The 15,870-nt window shown below is 58.0% G+C and carries 12 protein-coding genes; 6 read left to right on the forward strand and 6 right to left on the reverse strand.

Annotated elements, in window-relative coordinates:
• Positions 1-293 precede the first annotated feature (293 nt).
• Together ACWKV9_RS07375 and ACWKV9_RS07380 are read left to right on the forward strand one after the other, a co-directional pair.
• Entirely contained in the window at positions 294-1,664 is a 1,371-nt protein-coding gene (locus ACWKV9_RS07375; RefSeq protein WP_483835437.1) for a hypothetical protein, read from the forward strand.
• A 78-nt stretch (positions 1,665-1,742) separates the two neighbouring features.
• Complete coding sequence (locus tag ACWKV9_RS07380) at positions 1,743-3,092, forward strand: GntT/GntP/DsdX family permease (RefSeq protein ID WP_483835438.1); 1,350 nt, start codon at positions 1,743-1,745, stop codon at positions 3,090-3,092.
• Between the two features lie 365 nt (positions 3,093-3,457).
• Here ACWKV9_RS07380 and ACWKV9_RS07385 read toward each other — a convergent pair whose 3' ends face one another.
• Entirely contained in the window at positions 3,458-3,595 is a 138-nt protein-coding gene (locus ACWKV9_RS07385; protein WP_483835439.1) for a hypothetical protein, read from the reverse strand.
• A 154-nt stretch (positions 3,596-3,749) separates the two neighbouring features.
• On the reverse strand, positions 3,750-4,262 hold the full coding sequence (locus ACWKV9_RS07390; protein ID WP_483835440.1) for a peptidylprolyl isomerase: 513 nt from the start codon (positions 4,260-4,262) through the stop codon (positions 3,750-3,752).
• A gap of 540 nt (positions 4,263-4,802) precedes the next feature.
• Between ACWKV9_RS07390 and ACWKV9_RS07395 the strand changes: the two genes are divergently transcribed.
• The 4 genes from ACWKV9_RS07395 to ACWKV9_RS07410 all read left to right on the forward strand — a co-directional run bounded on the left by ACWKV9_RS07395 (position 4,803) and on the right by ACWKV9_RS07410 (position 10,133).
• Positions 4,803-5,855, forward strand: coding sequence for a LacI family DNA-binding transcriptional regulator (locus tag ACWKV9_RS07395; RefSeq protein WP_483835441.1), 1,053 nt, complete (start codon positions 4,803-4,805; stop codon positions 5,853-5,855).
• A 263-nt stretch (positions 5,856-6,118) separates the two neighbouring features.
• Positions 6,119-7,435 (forward strand): MFS transporter, encoded by a 1,317-nt coding sequence (locus ACWKV9_RS07400; RefSeq protein WP_483835702.1) that lies wholly within the window; start codon positions 6,119-6,121, stop codon positions 7,433-7,435.
• 30 nt (positions 7,436-7,465) lie between these two features.
• Complete coding sequence (locus tag ACWKV9_RS07405) at positions 7,466-8,626, forward strand: L-talarate/galactarate dehydratase (protein ID WP_483835442.1); 1,161 nt, start codon at positions 7,466-7,468, stop codon at positions 8,624-8,626.
• 238 nt (positions 8,627-8,864) lie between these two features.
• Positions 8,865-10,133 carry an MFS transporter gene (locus tag ACWKV9_RS07410; protein WP_483835703.1) on the forward strand — a complete coding sequence of 423 codons (1,269 nt, stop codon included), beginning with the start codon at positions 8,865-8,867 and terminating at the stop codon, positions 10,131-10,133.
• Positions 10,134-10,695: 562 nt separating this feature from the next.
• Here ACWKV9_RS07410 and ACWKV9_RS07415 read toward each other — a convergent pair.
• From ACWKV9_RS07415 to yghX, 4 genes are all read right to left on the reverse strand, one after another.
• Positions 10,696-10,902, reverse strand: coding sequence for a DUF6434 domain-containing protein (locus tag ACWKV9_RS07415; protein WP_483835443.1), 207 nt, complete (start codon positions 10,900-10,902; stop codon positions 10,696-10,698).
• Positions 10,903-11,101: 199 nt separating this feature from the next.
• Positions 11,102-12,148, reverse strand: a complete 1,047-nt coding sequence (locus ACWKV9_RS07420; protein ID WP_483835444.1) for an alpha/beta hydrolase — start codon at positions 12,146-12,148, stop codon at positions 11,102-11,104.
• Positions 12,149-12,511: 363 nt separating this feature from the next.
• The gene (locus tag ACWKV9_RS07425) at positions 12,512-14,323 is read right to left on the reverse strand and encodes an ABC transporter ATP-binding protein (RefSeq protein ID WP_483835445.1); all 1,812 of its coding nucleotides are present in this window, start codon (positions 14,321-14,323) and stop codon (positions 12,512-12,514) included.
• Between the two features lie 121 nt (positions 14,324-14,444).
• On the reverse strand, positions 14,445-15,332 hold the full coding sequence (gene yghX, locus ACWKV9_RS07430; RefSeq protein WP_483835446.1) for a YghX family hydrolase: 888 nt from the start codon (positions 15,330-15,332) through the stop codon (positions 14,445-14,447).
• Positions 15,333-15,870 lie beyond the last annotated feature (538 nt).

A 15,870-nucleotide genomic window follows, 5' to 3' on the forward strand; every position in this document is an offset into this window, starting at 1 on the left:
GACCTGCACCCGACGCACGTCGAAAAAAATCAGCAGGCGCGATCCAATCCACCCGCAGTTCTGCCAACCGCCAATGTGCATGCAATGTTAAAAAATGATAATTCGCCCGTGAATCGCTCCGCAGCGGTCCGAGCGTATGCGGCCACACTGATGTCAATGTTAATCCTTGTTAAATAAATTGACGTTTCTGTGAAAATCGCTCTATGGTGGTATCACGCGGTAACAACAAATCCAATAACAATGCTTGTCATCCGGTGGTCGTTACCGTCCTACGCCTTCACCGAGGACGATCCATGAATTTCGAATTACTGTTTGCAGACCAGTCTCAGCCCGTTCGTTACGCATTGACCGGCGCCAAGGGTGGATTCTCGCGCACGTTGCTTGCGCAAACCCTGAGAATGCCGCGCATCAGCGCAGCAGCGTTGTGTGACCTGGATGTGCCGGGCCTGCGTGCGCTGTGCCTGGAACTGGGTTTCGCCGCAGATCGCCTGGTCGAATGCGCCGACGCCGCCGCTGTTGCTGCAGCCCCCGCAGACGCCATCGTGCTGGTCGCCGATGTTGAGCTGTTGGCGGCGGCCACCTACGACATCCTCGTCGAAGCCACCGGTAACCCGGCCATTGGCTATCGCACCGCCAAACGTGACATCGAAGCCGGCCGCCATGTCGCCATGGTCAGCAAGGAAGTCGATGCGGTATCCGGCATCAGCCTGTCTCGTCTCGCTGCCAAACATAGCGTGGTCTACACCACCGCCGACGGCGACCAGCCAGCCAACCTGATTGGTTGGGTCAGTTGGGCGCGGGTCTTGGGGCTGGACATCGTGGCCGCTGGTAAATCCAGTGAGTACGATTTGGTATTCGATCCGAAAACCGGCGTCATCACCCAACTCGATCAAACCATTTCCGCACCGGCCATGGGCGAGTTGATGTCTTTGGGCGACGACATTCCCGCGACCTTGGCGGCCCGGCGTGCGGTGCTCAATGGCCTGAAGACATCGGCAACTGCGGACTACTGCGAAATGTCGGTGGTAGCCACCAATACTGGTTTGATCCCCGACGTCGAACTGCTGCATTACCCGATCGCCCGCACCGCCGAACTGGCGGACATCTACGCCCTGCGCGAAGACGGCGGCGTGCTCAGCCAGACCGGCGTGATCGAGGTGTTCAACGTCCTGCGCCTGCCGGATGAAGCCAGTTTCGCTGGCGGCGTGTTCGTCATCGTGCGCACCCACGACCAGGAAACCTGGCAACTGCTGGCGCAGAAAGGTCACGTGGTCAGCCGCAATGGTCGCTATGCGTGCATGTACCTGCCGTACCACTTCATGGGTGTGGAAACACCGATCACGCTGCTCAATGCGGTCTTGCACAAGCGCGCGTCAGGCAGCGACAAACCGACCCAATGCACCGTGCTTTCAGGCCGTGCAACGGTGGATATCGCCGCAGGCACTGTGTTGAAAATGGGCGGTCACCACCACGACGTCACGGGCGTGCAGGCTGTTCTGCTGGCGGCCAAGGATGCCGACGATGATGTGGCGCCGTTGTATCTGGCAGCCCATGCCACTGCGGCGCGGGACATCAAGGCCGGTTCGTTGCTGCGCATCTCCGATCTGAGCGGCTACAGCGCGGACCTGCATCAGGCATGGATCGCGGGTCGCCAGAATGCCTGAAACGTGGCGCCCGCCCAGCGGGCGCCGCTGACGGCGCAGTGCATCACCTTATTAGCGTAAAACAGGCTCAATACAACAATGAATAGCGAACTGTTTACCTTCTCGATGGCGGCGGGCGCCATCGTTGTGCTCATCGTTCTGATTACCAAACTCAAGCTCAATCCTTTCCTGGCCTTGACGCTCACAGCGCTTGGTCTGGGCGTCCTTAGCGGCGTCAGCTCGGCGGATACCGTCGACAGCTTTGCCAAAGGTTTTGGCGGCGCTTTGGCCAAGACCGGTCCGGTGATCGGTCTGGGCACGTTGCTCGGCGGTATTCTGCTGGGTTCGGGCGGGGCAGACCGCATTGCCAACGCTTTTATCGGCAAGCGGCCGGTGCAGTACGCACCTTGGGCTATCTGCGCGGCGGCCTTGCTGATCGGCATGCCGCACCTGTTTGACGTCAGTTTCATCATGCTGGCGCCTCTGGTCTACACGGTCGCCAAACGCACCAACAGTCACTTGCTCTACATTGGTCTGCCGTTGGCGGCGGGCTTGTATGTGTCCCACGGCCTGCTGCCACCACACCCGGCGCCCACCCTGGCCGTTGCAGCGTTTCACGCCAACACAGGGCTGACGATTTTCTACGGTTTGCTGATTGCCATTCCGGTCGCGGTGATTTGCGGGCCGGTGTTCACCAAAGTGATCAGCCCCTGGTTCGGCCCGGCGCCTGATTTGACCGCAGGGCCGGTCGGTGCGCGGGAAGTCGTGGAAGGGCAGCCGCAAGCGTCGCTGGCGGCTTCGATCATCGCTGTATTGCTGCCGCCCGGCCTGATGCTGATCGGTACGCTGGGCATCGCGTTCTCCGTCAAAGGCACGGCGATGTACGGCTTCTTCAACGCGTTGAACAACCCGATTCTGTCGTTGCTCGCCGCGGTAATTTTTGCCTTTTTCGCCTTGGGCCTGCGCTCTGGTTTCAACCTGGGTCAGGTGCAGAAAATGGCCGGGCAGGGCTTGGCACCTTTGGGCGCAATCGTGATGATTCTGGGGGCGGGTGGTGGCTTCAAGGAGATGCTCACCACCACCCACGTGGATGTGCTGATTACTCATCACGCGTCAGGCTGGGCGATCAATCCGTTGATTCTCAGTTGGGGCATAGCCGCGCTGCTGCGCATTTGCCTGGGGTCGGCGACCGTGGCGACCGTGGCTGCAACCGGCATCGTCGCACCTCTGGCGCTTGCACATCCGGGCTTGTCGCCGGAACTGTTAGTGCTTGCGACGGCTTCCGGCGCGGTGATGCTGTCCCACGTCAACGACTCAGGGTTCTGGCTGTTCAAGGAGTACTTCCAGCTCACCGTGGCGCAGACCTTCCGCACCTGGACGCTGATGCTCAGCCTGCAATCGTTGCTGGGTCTGATCGGAGTATTGTTGATCGAGGCGGTTATTCGCTGAAGTGTTGATCGTTCTCTCGATCTGCGGGGAAACGCTGCTGCGGATGCTTCCCGTCTATACCGATGCGGCTTTTGCGATTGATAGAAACGAAAAATCCGGGCACTGGGCCCGGATTTTTTGCTCCGCAGAACGCGTTTCACGATTCCTTGAGCAGCGTATCGGAGATTCTGATGCTTGCCTTCACTGATCAGTCCGTTACCAAGGTAGCTGATTCTACTCCAGAGCGTAACTCAAAGAGTCGGAAGTCAAATTTACATGATCTAATCTGCTAATCCCAACTAGAGCACTCCTTGTTTTTAGAAAGAGCAATACCATAAGATTTTTATTCGGCAGAAAACGAGCGTAGGTTTGGCGACCGGAAACTCTTATGGGTTAAAACGCTTGGGCTTGGAGTCCGCATCTGTATTTGGAGAAATAGACTCGGAAGCATTACCTCTATCAAATCTGGCTTTCTCAATACCTGATCCGTAATCAACTATGGGTGCAGCAACTTCGTCGTCCATGATCCTTCACCAAGATCTAGTGTCTTGAGTAAATTGGTGTAGTGATTGGCGTTTTAACTGCAAAGGCTCTGCGCGCCTGCAGGGCGTGACTGTCGCGTCGAAACGCATAAAGCATTGTCATATCTCGATTTGCGGCAAGTGCGAACGCCGTCTGTTAGCAGATTTTCAGCTCACCACAGTTATAGATAACGATTTTTTTGCTGGGGCGTTCGTTCGGCAAGGCTAATGTTTCAATGTAATTTAACACTTCCATTCCCTTGACGACCTTGCCAAAAGCTACATTTTTTCCATCCAGCCATGAAGTCGCAACTGTTGTGATCAGAAATTGGCTGCCGTTAGTGTTCTTCCCTGTATTAAACATTGTTAACGTGCCTGCATCGGAGTGTTTAAGTTTGAAGTTTTCGTCTTCGAATAATCCCCCGTAGATAGATTTGTTGCCGGTGCCATCATTGTTTACGATATCACCGCCTCGTAGGCAAAACTTAGGGATGATCCTAAAAAAATCTGAGCCTTTATAGGTTAGGCCATTCACCTGGCCAGTACATAGCGCGCGGAAGTTTTCAGCGGTGCTTCTTACATCCCCACCATACAATTCCATGATAATCGTGCCACAGGGCGCGCCATCGGCAGAGATGTCAAAAAAAACCTGTGAAGTTGCAATGGCCATTTTGTTCGCCTCGTTCTGTGGGTTGCATAACCCGATAGTTAAACAAAAGTTCAGTTACCTATAAAAGCTTAGATGTCGCGAATTAACTCTGTGCGTTTTCTGATGGACTGAATCGCTATTGGTTGACTGCCTTTTCGGAATAAAAAAAGCGGCACTGCAAGTGCAGGATGTCAAGATGGCTATAGAGGGCTTAGTCTGCAATGAGACCGTAATCCAACGTAAGTACACATTTGCGTTCACTTTACTGGCTAACGTTGTTTGGCAAAACGAGTTAACAGCGTCACTTTTGGGTGGGCGCGCGGTTTAACCCGGATTTGCGGCAAAGCGTCGAGCAGCACCACCGATCACCGCGGTAGTGCAAGCGCGCTACAAGTTCTGGCTTAGTGATTTACCGGCAGGGCGGCGGCACGGCAGCGGTTTGCGGGAAAATACGGGCCCGACAGGGTATCGTGCGCACTTGGCTGGGGTTTGGTAGATTCTGCCGGCCCTTCGTTGGCTGCAAACAAGCAGTTCCCTGTCGCGCTTGAACCCGGAAACATCATGGCAAAACCACCTGCAAAGCCCTCGATCTCGGCGGCTTCATCTCAGCCGAAAAAGGCGTCCAGCCTGACGCTGATCGACGTCGCGAAGGTTGCGGGCGTATCGCCCATGACCGTTTCCAGGGCGCTGCATCGTCCCGAACTGGTCAGTGAAGAAACCCGCGACAAGGTTCGCGAAGCGGTGCGCACCACCGGGTATGTATCGAACATGCTGGCGGGGGGGTTGGCGAGCAACAAGAGCCGGTTGGTGGCGATCTTTCTGCCGACCATTGCCAACTCGATCTTTGCCGACACCGTGCAGGCGCTGATGGATCGCCTGACCGAAGCGGGTTACCAGACCCTGCTCGGCCTGACCGGCTATTCCGCCGAGCAGGAAGAAAAGCTGCTGGAGGCGGTACTCGGTCGGCGTCCGGACGGCATTGTCCTGACCGGTACGCTGCACACCGAATCCAGCCGCCTGCGTCTGGCGCAATCGGGCATTCCGGTGGTGGAAGCCTGGGATCTCAGCGAACAGCCCCTCGACATGCTGGTGGGCTTTTCCCATGAGCACGTCGGCGAGGAAACCGCCCGCCATCTGCTGAACAAAGGCTATAAGCGCTTTTCGGTGGTGACCATCGGTGACCCCCGTGGCCTGCGCCGTTGCAACAGCCTGATCGCCGAATTGAAGCAGCAGGGCATCAAGAAAATCCCCATGGAAGTCATGACGCCACCGGCCACCCTCGAGGTCGGCAGGGAAGGGCTCCGGCGTCTGCTCGATCAAAAGCATCGCCCCGACGTAGTGGTTTGCAGTTCGGACACCATTGCCCAAGGTGTGTTGGCAGAAGCGGCCAGTCGCGGGTTGCAGGTTCCGGCAGATCTGGCGGTCATGGGTTTTGGTGATTTGAGCAGCGCCTCCCAAGTGTACCCGGCGTTATCTACCGTTCGAGTGGACGGCAAGCACATCGGACAGCAAGTGGCGCAAGCGCTTCTGGACCGTTTCGCCTATCCCCAAGGCAGCCATGATCCCGTGCGGATCGACACCGGCTTCACACTGATCGATCGCGAAAGTACCTGATCCTCCCTTCTGCAAAAACCTCGAATGTGCCGTTGAATGATTGCGCAATCAGTGTAAGATCAGGCCCAAGTTGATCTGCTCTGCGCGCAGGCGCTTTTTTTTGATTTAGCTATGATTGCGCAATCATTAGATCGATTCACACCTTTTGCCAGGACCAGCAACGCAGCTAAACGACACCGCGACACCACACAATAAGGACAATAAAAGTGAACGACACCACACAATCGATAGCGAAGACCAACGTCCGCTATCTCATCCTCGCGATGATTTTCATCGTCACCGTTTTCAATTACGTCGATCGGGCAACGTTGTCGATCGCAGCGCCGAGCATGCGTGCTGATCTGGGTTTCGACGCCATTACCATGGGCATCGCGTTCTCGGCGTTCGGCTGGGCCTACACCAGTATGCAAATCCCCGGCGGCATCGTGCTTGACCGGTTCGGATCGCGGCTGGTGCTGGGTATGAGTCTGATCATCTGGTCGGCGCTGACCTTTCTGCAGGGTTACGTTGACCTGTTCAGCTCCGCATTCCTCGCGCTGTTCGTGCTGCGTTTTCTGATGGGCGTGGCTGAATCCCCGGCATTCCCGGCCAACAACCGCCTGACGGTGATGTGGTTCCCGCGCCATGAACGTGGCCTTGCCACAGCGATTTTCCAGTCGGCCCAGTATTTTGCGCTGGCCGCGTTCACACCCTTGATGGTGCTGCTGCTCAACAGCTTCGGCTGGCAGCATGTGTTCTTCTGGACCGGCGGGGCAGGGATATTGATTGGCCTGTTGTGGTTCAAAATGGTCCATGAGCCACGCAAGGACAAACGCGCCAATCAGGCAGAAATCGATTACATCGAGGCCGGTGGTGGCCTGCCCAACATGGGCGACGTAAAAACCCCTTTCAGCTGGAAACGTGTTCGCGCCATTGGCGGCAACCGCATGATGCTGGGCATATATCTGGGGCAGTTCTGCCTGACGTCGATCACTTGGTTCTTCCTGACCTGGTTCCCGACTTACCTGATTGAAGCCAAGGGCATGACCATGCTCAAAGTGGGATTGGTGGCGGCGATTCCGCCGATTGCCGGCTGCCTGGGCGGCATGATCGGCGGCGTCTGGTCGGACTGGATGCTCAAAAAGGGCTTCAGCCTGACGGCCGCGCGCAAGACACCCATCATCTGCGGCCTGCTGCTTTCCAGCTCGATCGTCGTCGCTAACTACACCCAGTCGATCACGCTGGTGATCGCCGTGATGTCGCTGGCGTTCTTCGCCAAGGGCGTGGGCAATCTGGGCTGGTGCATCGTCGGCGACGTCTCGCCCAAACGTGCCATGGGCATCAGCGGCGCGATGTTCAATTTCTGCGGGAACATCGCCAGCATCGTCACCCCGATCGCCATTGGTGTTCTGGTCAATCAGCTTGGCTCGTTCGACTCAGCCTTGATCTACGTGGCGGCCATGGGGTTGCTCGGCGCCTTCGCATACTTGTTCATAGTCGGGCCACTCAAACGCCTCGAAATCGACGACGCCGACGAGTTGCCTGCCCCGGCAGTTCGTGCTGGAGCCACTGACGGCCAGGTACCTGGCCGCTCGCTGTAAATACAATTTCTGTGTTCCAAGGAGAACCTCATGCTCGCACAACAACAAAACCTCAAATCCTCCGATGACGACCGTATTGCCTGGGTTCGGGTGTCGTCTGTTTTTCTGCCGCTGGCTAACCCGATCAGCGACGCCAAGGTGCTGACCGGCCGGCAAAAGCCGATGACCGAAATCGCCATCCTGTTCGCTGAAATCGAAACGGTCGATGGCCATCGCGGTCTGGGTTTCAGTTACTCGAAACGGGCAGGGGGCCCTGGTCAGTTTGCCCACGCCAAGGAAATCGCCCCGGCCTTGATCGGCGAGAACCCCAGCGACATTTCCAAACTGTGGACCAAGTTGTGCTGGGCCGGGGCGTCTGTCGGCCGCAGCGGTATGTCCACCCAGGCCATCGGCGCATTCGACGTGGCGTTGTGGGACCTCAAGGCCAAGCGCGCCAATCTGTCGCTGGCCCGGTTGCTGGGCGCCGAGCGGGATTCGGTGCGCTGCTACAACACCTCCGGCGGTTTCCTGCATACGCCGCTGGACCAGTTGATGAAGAACACCGACCTGTCCCGGGAAAAGGGAATCGGCGGTATCAAGCTGAAAGTCGGCCAACCGGATTGCGCCATCGACATTCACCGCGTCAGCACCGTGCGCAAACACTTGGGCGACAACTTCCCGCTGATGGTCGACGCCAACCAGCAATGGGATCGCCCGACCGCTCAACGCATGTGCCGACGCTTTGAAGAATTCAACCTGATCTGGATCGAAGAGCCGCTCGACTGCTACGACGCCGAAGGCCATGCCGCCCTCGCGCAGCAATTCGATACGCCGATTGCCACCGGCGAAATGCTAACCAGCGTTTCCGAACACGCTGAGTTCATCCGCTTGCGCGGCGCCGATTTTCTGATGCCCGACGCCCCGCGCGTGGGTGGCATCACGCCTTACCTGAAAGTGGCGGCCATGGCCGAACAGGCCGGGGTGATGCTGGCGCCGCACTTCGCCATGGAATTGCATGTTCACCTGGCGGCGGCGTACCCGACCGAGCCTTGGGTGGAGCATTTCGAGTGGCTGGAGCCGTTGTTCAACGAGCGTCTGGAAACCCGCGACGGCCGCATGCTGGTGCCGACGCGTCCGGGCCTGGGCTTATCGATGAGTGAACAGGTCAAAGCCTGGACCGCGCAACACGCCGAAGTCGGCACTCGCCCTTAATCGTTTTGACCGTGCAGCACGCAGGTGCTGTTCGGTCGTTTTTTTACCGCCGTGTGAAACCTGTCTGACCGCTTTTTTTACATGAGAAAGCGCGCGTACTTTTGCGCCCGCTTTTTGACCCGAACGATAAAAAATACAAGAAGAGGACTTTCATGTGGACCATTCCAACGTTGCAGATTCCGCTCCTTCCGCCGTTGCCACCGCAGCGCGCAGCCGGGTGCGTTACTACATTCTGGCGATGCTGTTTATCGTCACTGCCATCAACGTAGGCGACCGCGCAACGCTGTCGATAACCGGCACCGCGCTCACTCAGGTGCTGGGGATCAACTCGATCACGCTGGGCTATATCTTCTCGGCGTTTGCCTGGGCCTATGTGCTGGGCCAGTTGCCGGGTGGCTGGCTATTGGACAAGTTCGGCTCGGCGCGGGTGTATGGCGTTTCGTTGTTTCTGTGGTCAACGATCACGGTAGCGCAAGGGATGATTGGCTTTCTGTCGGTGCCCATTGCGGTGACGACTTTGTTTGTCCTGCGTTTTTTATTGGGGCTGATTGAGGCACCGGTCTACCCGGCCAATAACCGCATCGTCGCGGCGTGGTTTCCGTTGCAGGAAAGGGGGTTGGCAACGGTCATCTATAACTCGTCGATGTACCTGTCGGTGGTGATGCTGGCGCCGTTGATGGGTTTTATCGCCCACACCTATGGCTGGGAGCACGTGTATTGGTTCATGGGTGGCCTTGGGATATTGGTCAGCTTCATCTGGTTCAAACTGGTCAAAGGCCCGACGGATCACCCGATGGTGAACGCGGCCGAGCTTGAGCATATTCGCAGCGGCGGCGCTGAAGTTGATATGGACAAACCCAAGGCGGCGGGTGCTTTCAAGCCACGGTTTGCTGACCTGAAAGTACTGTTGCGCAGCCCGATGATGTGGTCGATTTATCTGGGCAAATACTGCGACACCTCACTGCAGTATTTCTTCCTGACGTGGTTCCCGATTTACCTGGTGAAGGGCCGGGGTTTGAACATCATGGAAGCGGGGGCGATTGCGGCGATTCCGGGCATTTGCGGACTTTTGGGGGCTTTGTTTGGTGGGGCGGTCTGCGACTTCCTGCTGCGACGGGGCTTTTCGCTGACGGTTGCGCGCAAGATTCCGCTGGTGTGTGGGATGAGCATGGGCGCGACGTTGGTGCTGTGCAATTTCACTGATTCGGTGTGGGTGGTGACGTTGCTGATGTCGCTGGCGATCTTCGGCAAGGGCATCGTTGCCGTGGACTGGACGCTCGTTTCTGACACCGCGCCCAAGCAGATCACCGGCATGGCGGGTGGTTTGTTCAATATGTTCGGCAATATCTCCGGGATCATCACGCCGGTCATCATCGGCTACATCGTGCAGACCACCGGATCGTTCGAGGGCGCGCTGTACGTAGTGGCGGGCCATGCGTTGCTGGGCGCATTGGCGTTCCTGAGCATGGGTACGTTGCGCAAGCTGGAACTGACGCGAGCGGTTTGACTGAGGGACATCATGTTGCTGTAGGTGCCAACTTGTTGGCGAGAAGGCTGGTGCGGTGTGTCAGGCGGGTCGTCTCGCGAACAAGTTCGCTCCTACAGATGTTGAGTCCTGCGAAGGATGTGCGTCAGGTATTCGAATGTTCATGGTTGTTCGCGGGTGATGCGGGAGATCGGATCTGCTGTAGGAGCCAACTTGTTGGCGAGAGGGATGACGCGGGGTGTCAGGCAGGTTGTCTCGCGAACAAGTTCGCTCCTACAGGTTTTGAGTCCTGCGCAGGATGTGCGTCAGGTATCCGAAGGTTCATGGTTGTTCGCGGGTAATGCGGGAGATCGGATCTGCTGTAGGAGCCAACTTGTTGGCGAGAGGGATGGCGCGGGGTGTCAGGCAGGTTGTCTCGCGAACAAGTTCGCTCCTACAGATGTTGAGTCCTGCGCAGGATGTGCGTCACCCATCCGGACTGTAGGAGCGCGCTTGCCCGCGATTGCAATCTGTCGGCCGACGAAACTGGCGACTGGAAAAAAGTCTTCGCGGGCAAGCGCGCTCCTACAGGTTCAGGTTTCGATTATGGGTTTCGGCGTTTCCACTCGTTGACTACATCGCCCATGGCCTTGGGCGTTCCGTCTTTTATCCAGGCCATGAACTCTCGATCAAACCGAAACGTGGCGCCGCATTGCTCAAGCATGAAACGGCGCACGTTCTGGGTGTTTTTGTACTGTTGATCAACGGGGGTGGTGGCGGTGATGGGGTTGCTGTGCCAATCGAATGTCATGCTGTCCTCTGTCGCAAACATCGGGTCGTTAACGTGGAGGCAGTGTAGATGCTCGCCGCCCAAATGCCTGCGCAAGATACACACAAAACCTATAGGAGCTGACGAGCCCGAGCGAGGCTCCGGGGTCGCGCCCGACCGATGCGGTATGTCTGACACACCATATTCGCAACCTCGCCCGGGCTTTGCGATTTCTACTCCATCAATTGAGGTGCGCTTTGAGCTCCCCGGCCGCCTGACGCATGGCTGCTTTGACTTCAGGAATCTGGCTCAGCGGGTTGAGCAAACCGTAGTCATGGACCATGCCGTTGTAGCGCACGGCGGTCACATCGACGCCAGCCGCGTCCAGCTTGCGGGCATAGGCTTCGCCTTCATCGCGCAACACGTCCAGGCCCGCAGTTTGAATCAGCACAGGTGGCAGGCCTTTGAGCTGCTCGACCGTGGCACGCAGCGGGGAGGCATGAATGTCGGAGCGCTGCGCAGCGTCGGTGGTGTAGCTGTCCCAAAACCACGTCATCATGTTTTTGGTGAGGAAGTGCCCCTCGGCATATTGCTGGTAAGAACCGGTGTCGAAATTCGCGTCAGTCACCGGCCACAACAGCAACTGGAAGCGCAGTTTCGGCGTGTTCTGCTCCTTGGCCATCAGCGCCACAACGGCTGCCATGTTGCCGCCGACACTGTTGCCCGCCACCGCCAGACGCTTGCCATCGACGTTGATATCCTTGCCGTGCTCAGCCACCCACTTCGTTGCGGCATAAGCCTGATTGATCGCGGTCGGGTAATGGGCTTCCGGCGACGGGGTGTAGTCCACATAAACCGCCACAGCGCCCGAACCCACTACCAGATCGCGAATCAAGCGGGCGTGCGTCGGGTAATCGCCGAGCACCCAGCCGCCACCGTGGAAGAACATGAACACCGGCAACTGGCCTTTGACGTTGGCCGGTCGCACGATGGTCAGCTTGATGTCCTGGCCGGCAGCGCTGATGGTCTTTTGAGTCACTTCAGTCCCGGACAAATCCACCTTCACCGAGTTCTGCGCGCCGGTCAGCACGGCGCGTGCATCTTTCGGGCTCATCTGCTCCAGAGGCTTGCCGCCGCCAGCCGCCAATGCATTGAGAAACCCTTGAGTCTGGTGTTCCGGTACGGCGTTTTCAGCGGCGAAAGCAGTGCTGATGGACAACGCCAGCAGGGTGGCGGTCAGGGTTTTTTTGACGGACTTGGCTGGGTTGAGCAGTGTACGGATAGACATGGCGTGTTCCTTTTGATGTCGATAGTCGAGTCGTAGATGAGTGAGCCAGCGTGCCGGTATGAGCGTCGCTGGCTGGCTTGGGAGTGAATCTACGGACTAATCGATATCGGAACAATTACCCTAAATGGAGACTCATTGTTTCCATTTTGGGGACGTGCCAAATGTATGGGAAATGCAGCGCAATCCCGAACGACAGGCAGAAAAAAGCCCGCTGGGGCGGCGGGCTTAAAGAGGATCAAAAGGAGTAATTGGAAGATGCGCCGACGGCCGTGAAGATTTTGTGAAAAAGGTTATTGGAAATGATTCCTCTTTGAATAGACCGATGAACGGTCATTACCACTGCCGTACAACAGGATATTTACGCTAGCGATAGCCCCGAGCCTGCAAGTCAAACAGCTGCGCATATCGCCCCGCTTGCGCCATCAGGCTGGCATGGTTTCCGCGCTCCAGAATGCTGCCCTTGTCCAGCACCACAATGTGTTCGGCGTTGCGTACGCTTGAAAATCGATGAGAAATCAGCAGGCTCATCCGGCCTTTGGCGTATTCACGAAAGTGCTCGAATACAGCGGCCTCCGCCCCGGCATCCAGTGCGGCAGTCGGCTCATCAAGGATCAGAATGTCGGCGTCCCGGCGCATGTAAGCGCGCGAGAGGGCGATTTTCTGCCATTGCCCGCCGGATAATTCCTGGCCGCCGGCAAACCATTTTCCGAGCTGGGTCTGGTAGCCGTTGTCCAGGCCGTCAATAAAGGTCGCCGCCATGCCCTGAGCAGCGGCTTCGCGCCAACGTGTCTCATCGTCAAAAGCTCGCACATCACCGACGCCGAGGTTTTCCCCGACCTTCATTTGATAGCGCAGATAATCCTGAAAAATGACCCCGATGCGTCGGTGCAGCGTGCTCTGGTCCCAGTCCTGAAGGTCGCTGCCGTCCAGCAGGATGCGGCCCTCGCTGGGGCTGTAAAGCCGGGTGAGCAGTTTGATCAGCGTGGTTTTCCCCGAGCCGTTTTCGCCCACCAGCGCCAGACTTTGGCCGGGCTGCACATGCAGGTCGATGGCCCGCAGCACTGGATTGGATGCGCCGGGATAGGTGAAGCCGACGCCCTCGAAACGCAGGCCGTCACCCGGTTGTACGCCGGTAGTGAGGTGTCCGGTCTCGGCGTTGACCGGTTGGCCGAGATACTCATGCAAGTGCGTCAGGTAGAGCCCGTCTTCATACAGCCCGCCGATGGCACTGAGGCTGGAGCTGATCGCCGATTGCCCTTGCTTGAATAGCACCAGATACATGGTCATCTGGCCCAGGGTGGTGTTGCCATTGACCGTGTCGAGCACGACCCAGGCGTAGGCCAGATAAAACCCCAGAGTGCCGAGCAACCCCAAGGCAAAACCCCAACCGTCGCGGCGCAGGGTCAGGCGGCGGTCTTCTGCGTACAGGCGGGTGAAGGTTTCCCGGTAGCGCGCAAGCAACAGCGGCGCGAAGCCGAACAGCTTTACTTCCTTGATGTGGCCTTCTTGAGAGAGCAGGGCTTCGATGTAATTCTGCTGGCGGGTTTCCGGCGCGCGACGCGTGAACAGCCGAAAGGCATCGCCCGAGAAGTGCGTCTCGGAGAAGAACACCGGCAGTGCGCCGATCACCAGGATCGCCAGCGCCCAGGGCGAAAAATGCACCAGCAACACGGCAAAGCTCACCAGCAAGATCAGGTTTTGCACCAGCCCCAACGACTTGATGACCAGCCCCAGTGGCCGGGTGGAAGCGTCGCGGCGCACGCGCACCAGTTTGTCGTAGAAATCCGAGTCCTCGAACTGCAGCAGCGACAGCGTCTGGGCTTTTTCGAGTATCAGCAGATTGACCTTCTGCCCCAGCTGCACCCGCAACAGTGATTGCTGCACCGACAGCGCTCGCTGTGCCGCTGCCAGCAACGCCAGCACACCGGCTTCGGCAAGAACGAAACGCAACACCGGCCATAACGGCGCGTGGCCTTGAGTAGCGTGAAGCTGCATCCCTTCGAGCACGGCATCGACGATGCGCTGCCCCAGCCAGGCGGCCAGCGCGGGCAGCACCCCGGCGACCAATGTCGCCACAATCAAACCGATGAACAGCCCTTTGGACGTGCTCCACACCAGACCGAGCGCGAGCCGGGTTTGATCCAGAAACGTCCTGAGACGGGTGAATGACGTCATGTATCGGCAAGCTCCAAGTGGTATCGCGGGTACTATTTTCAGGTTTCGTGAGGCGTAAAGGTAAAGGGAACTCGTTGAAAAGGGTTAAAGGGCAGATTTTTGATCCGACAATGATCGAGGGCTAAACCAGGTACTTACGAAACCAGCCCAGCGTCCGGTCCCAGGCCAGCGTGGCGGCGGCTTCGTCGTAGCGCGGGGTCGAGTCGTTGTGGAAACCGTGGTTGGCGCCGGGGTAGATATAGGCTTCATAGGTTTTGCCCGCGGCTTTCAGCGCCTGCTCGTAAGCGGGCCAGCCTTCGTTGATGCTCTTGTCCAGTTCGCCGTAGTGCAGCAACAGCGGGGCTTTGATGTGCGCAACGTCTTCAGCCTTGGGCTGGCGACCGTAAAACGGAACGGCGGCGGCCAGTTCCGGATAGGCCACGGCCGCAGCATTGGATACGCCGCCGCCATAACAAAATCCAGTGATCCCGACTTTGCCGGTGCTGGTGTCGTGGTTCATCAGCCACTCGATGGCGGCGAAAAAATCGTTCATCAGTTTGGTCGGATCGACCTTTTGTTGCAGCTCGCGGCCCTTGTCGTCGTTTCCGGGATAACCGCCCACCGATGTCAGGCCGTCCGGGGCGAGGGCGATAAAGCCAGCCTTGCCCAACCGCCGGGCGACGTCTTCGATATAAGGATTGAGCCCACGGTTTTCATGGGCCACCACTACACCAGGCAGCTTGCCGCTGACCTTCGCCGGTTGCACTCGGTAAGCCCGCACCGTGCCGTTACCTTTGGGCGAGGGGTAGGTGATGTATTCGGCGACGATGTCCGGATCGGTGAAGGACACCTGTTCGGCCAAGGCGTAATTTGGGCTTAGGGATGCCAGCATTGCCGATGCTGTCAGCCCACACAGCGTGAACGCTGCCGCGCGGTCCAGAAACTCACGCCGGTTGATCCTGCCGTGGGCGTAATAGTCATAGAGTTCGAGCAGTTCAGGGGCAAAGTCTTTGGCGGTGAGGCGAGTCATCGGCGCTTCCTTTTCGATTCGTTCGGGCTGGGCTGGCACTGCGACCTTGGACAGTAGGCATGATCGGATGACTGCGCAAATTTAAGCGGCTCTCGGTAGGAGCGAACTTGTTCGCGAGGCGTCCTGCCTGACACACCGCGTTGCCCGGCTCGCCAACAAGTTGGCTCCTACAGAGGAAGCATCTGCCGAGCCGGAAGGATGCTCGGTAGGAGCGAACTTGTTCGCGAGGCGTCGTGTCTGACACACCGCGTTGCCTGGTTCGCCAACAAGTTGGCTCCTACAGGATTTGCGTTGTTCATTAACCGTGTCGGCCTTCGGCATGAACTCAGACCTGTAGGAGCGAACTTGTTCGCGAGGCGTCCTGCCTGACACACCGAGTTGCCTGGCTCGCCAACAAGTTGGCTCCTACAGGATTTGCGTTGTTCATTAACCTGTCGGCCTTCGGCATGAACTCGGACCTGTAGGAGCGAACTTGTTCGCGAGGCGTCGTGTCTGACACACCGCGTTGCCTAGCTCGCCAACAAGTTGGCTCCTACAG

The organism is Pseudomonas corni (genome assembly GCF_057128765.1).

Coding starts and splice junctions, on each gene's coding strand:
- ACWKV9_RS07415 (WP_483835443.1), bottom strand. CDS start 10,902: ATGACATTCGATTGGCACAGCAACCCCATCACCGCCACCACCCCCGTT.
- ACWKV9_RS07405 (WP_483835442.1), top strand. CDS start 7,466: ATGCTCGCACAACAACAAAACCTCAAATCCTCCGATGACGACCGTATT.
- ACWKV9_RS07375 (WP_483835437.1), top strand. CDS start 294: ATGAATTTCGAATTACTGTTTGCAGACCAGTCTCAGCCCGTTCGTTAC.
- ACWKV9_RS07380 (WP_483835438.1), top strand. CDS start 1,743: ATGAATAGCGAACTGTTTACCTTCTCGATGGCGGCGGGCGCCATCGTT.
- ACWKV9_RS07410 (WP_483835703.1), top strand. CDS start 8,865: ATGCTGTTTATCGTCACTGCCATCAACGTAGGCGACCGCGCAACGCTG.
- yghX (WP_483835446.1), bottom strand. CDS start 15,332: ATGACTCGCCTCACCGCCAAAGACTTTGCCCCTGAACTGCTCGAACTC.
- ACWKV9_RS07390 (WP_483835440.1), bottom strand. CDS start 4,262: ATGGCCATTGCAACTTCACAGGTTTTTTTTGACATCTCTGCCGATGGC.
- ACWKV9_RS07400 (WP_483835702.1), top strand. CDS start 6,119: ATGATTTTCATCGTCACCGTTTTCAATTACGTCGATCGGGCAACGTTG.
- ACWKV9_RS07425 (WP_483835445.1), bottom strand. CDS start 14,323: ATGACGTCATTCACCCGTCTCAGGACGTTTCTGGATCAAACCCGGCTC.
- ACWKV9_RS07420 (WP_483835444.1), bottom strand. CDS start 12,148: ATGTCTATCCGTACACTGCTCAACCCAGCCAAGTCCGTCAAAAAAACC.
- ACWKV9_RS07385 (WP_483835439.1), bottom strand. CDS start 3,595: ATGGACGACGAAGTTGCTGCACCCATAGTTGATTACGGATCAGGTATT.
- ACWKV9_RS07395 (WP_483835441.1), top strand. CDS start 4,803: ATGGCAAAACCACCTGCAAAGCCCTCGATCTCGGCGGCTTCATCTCAG.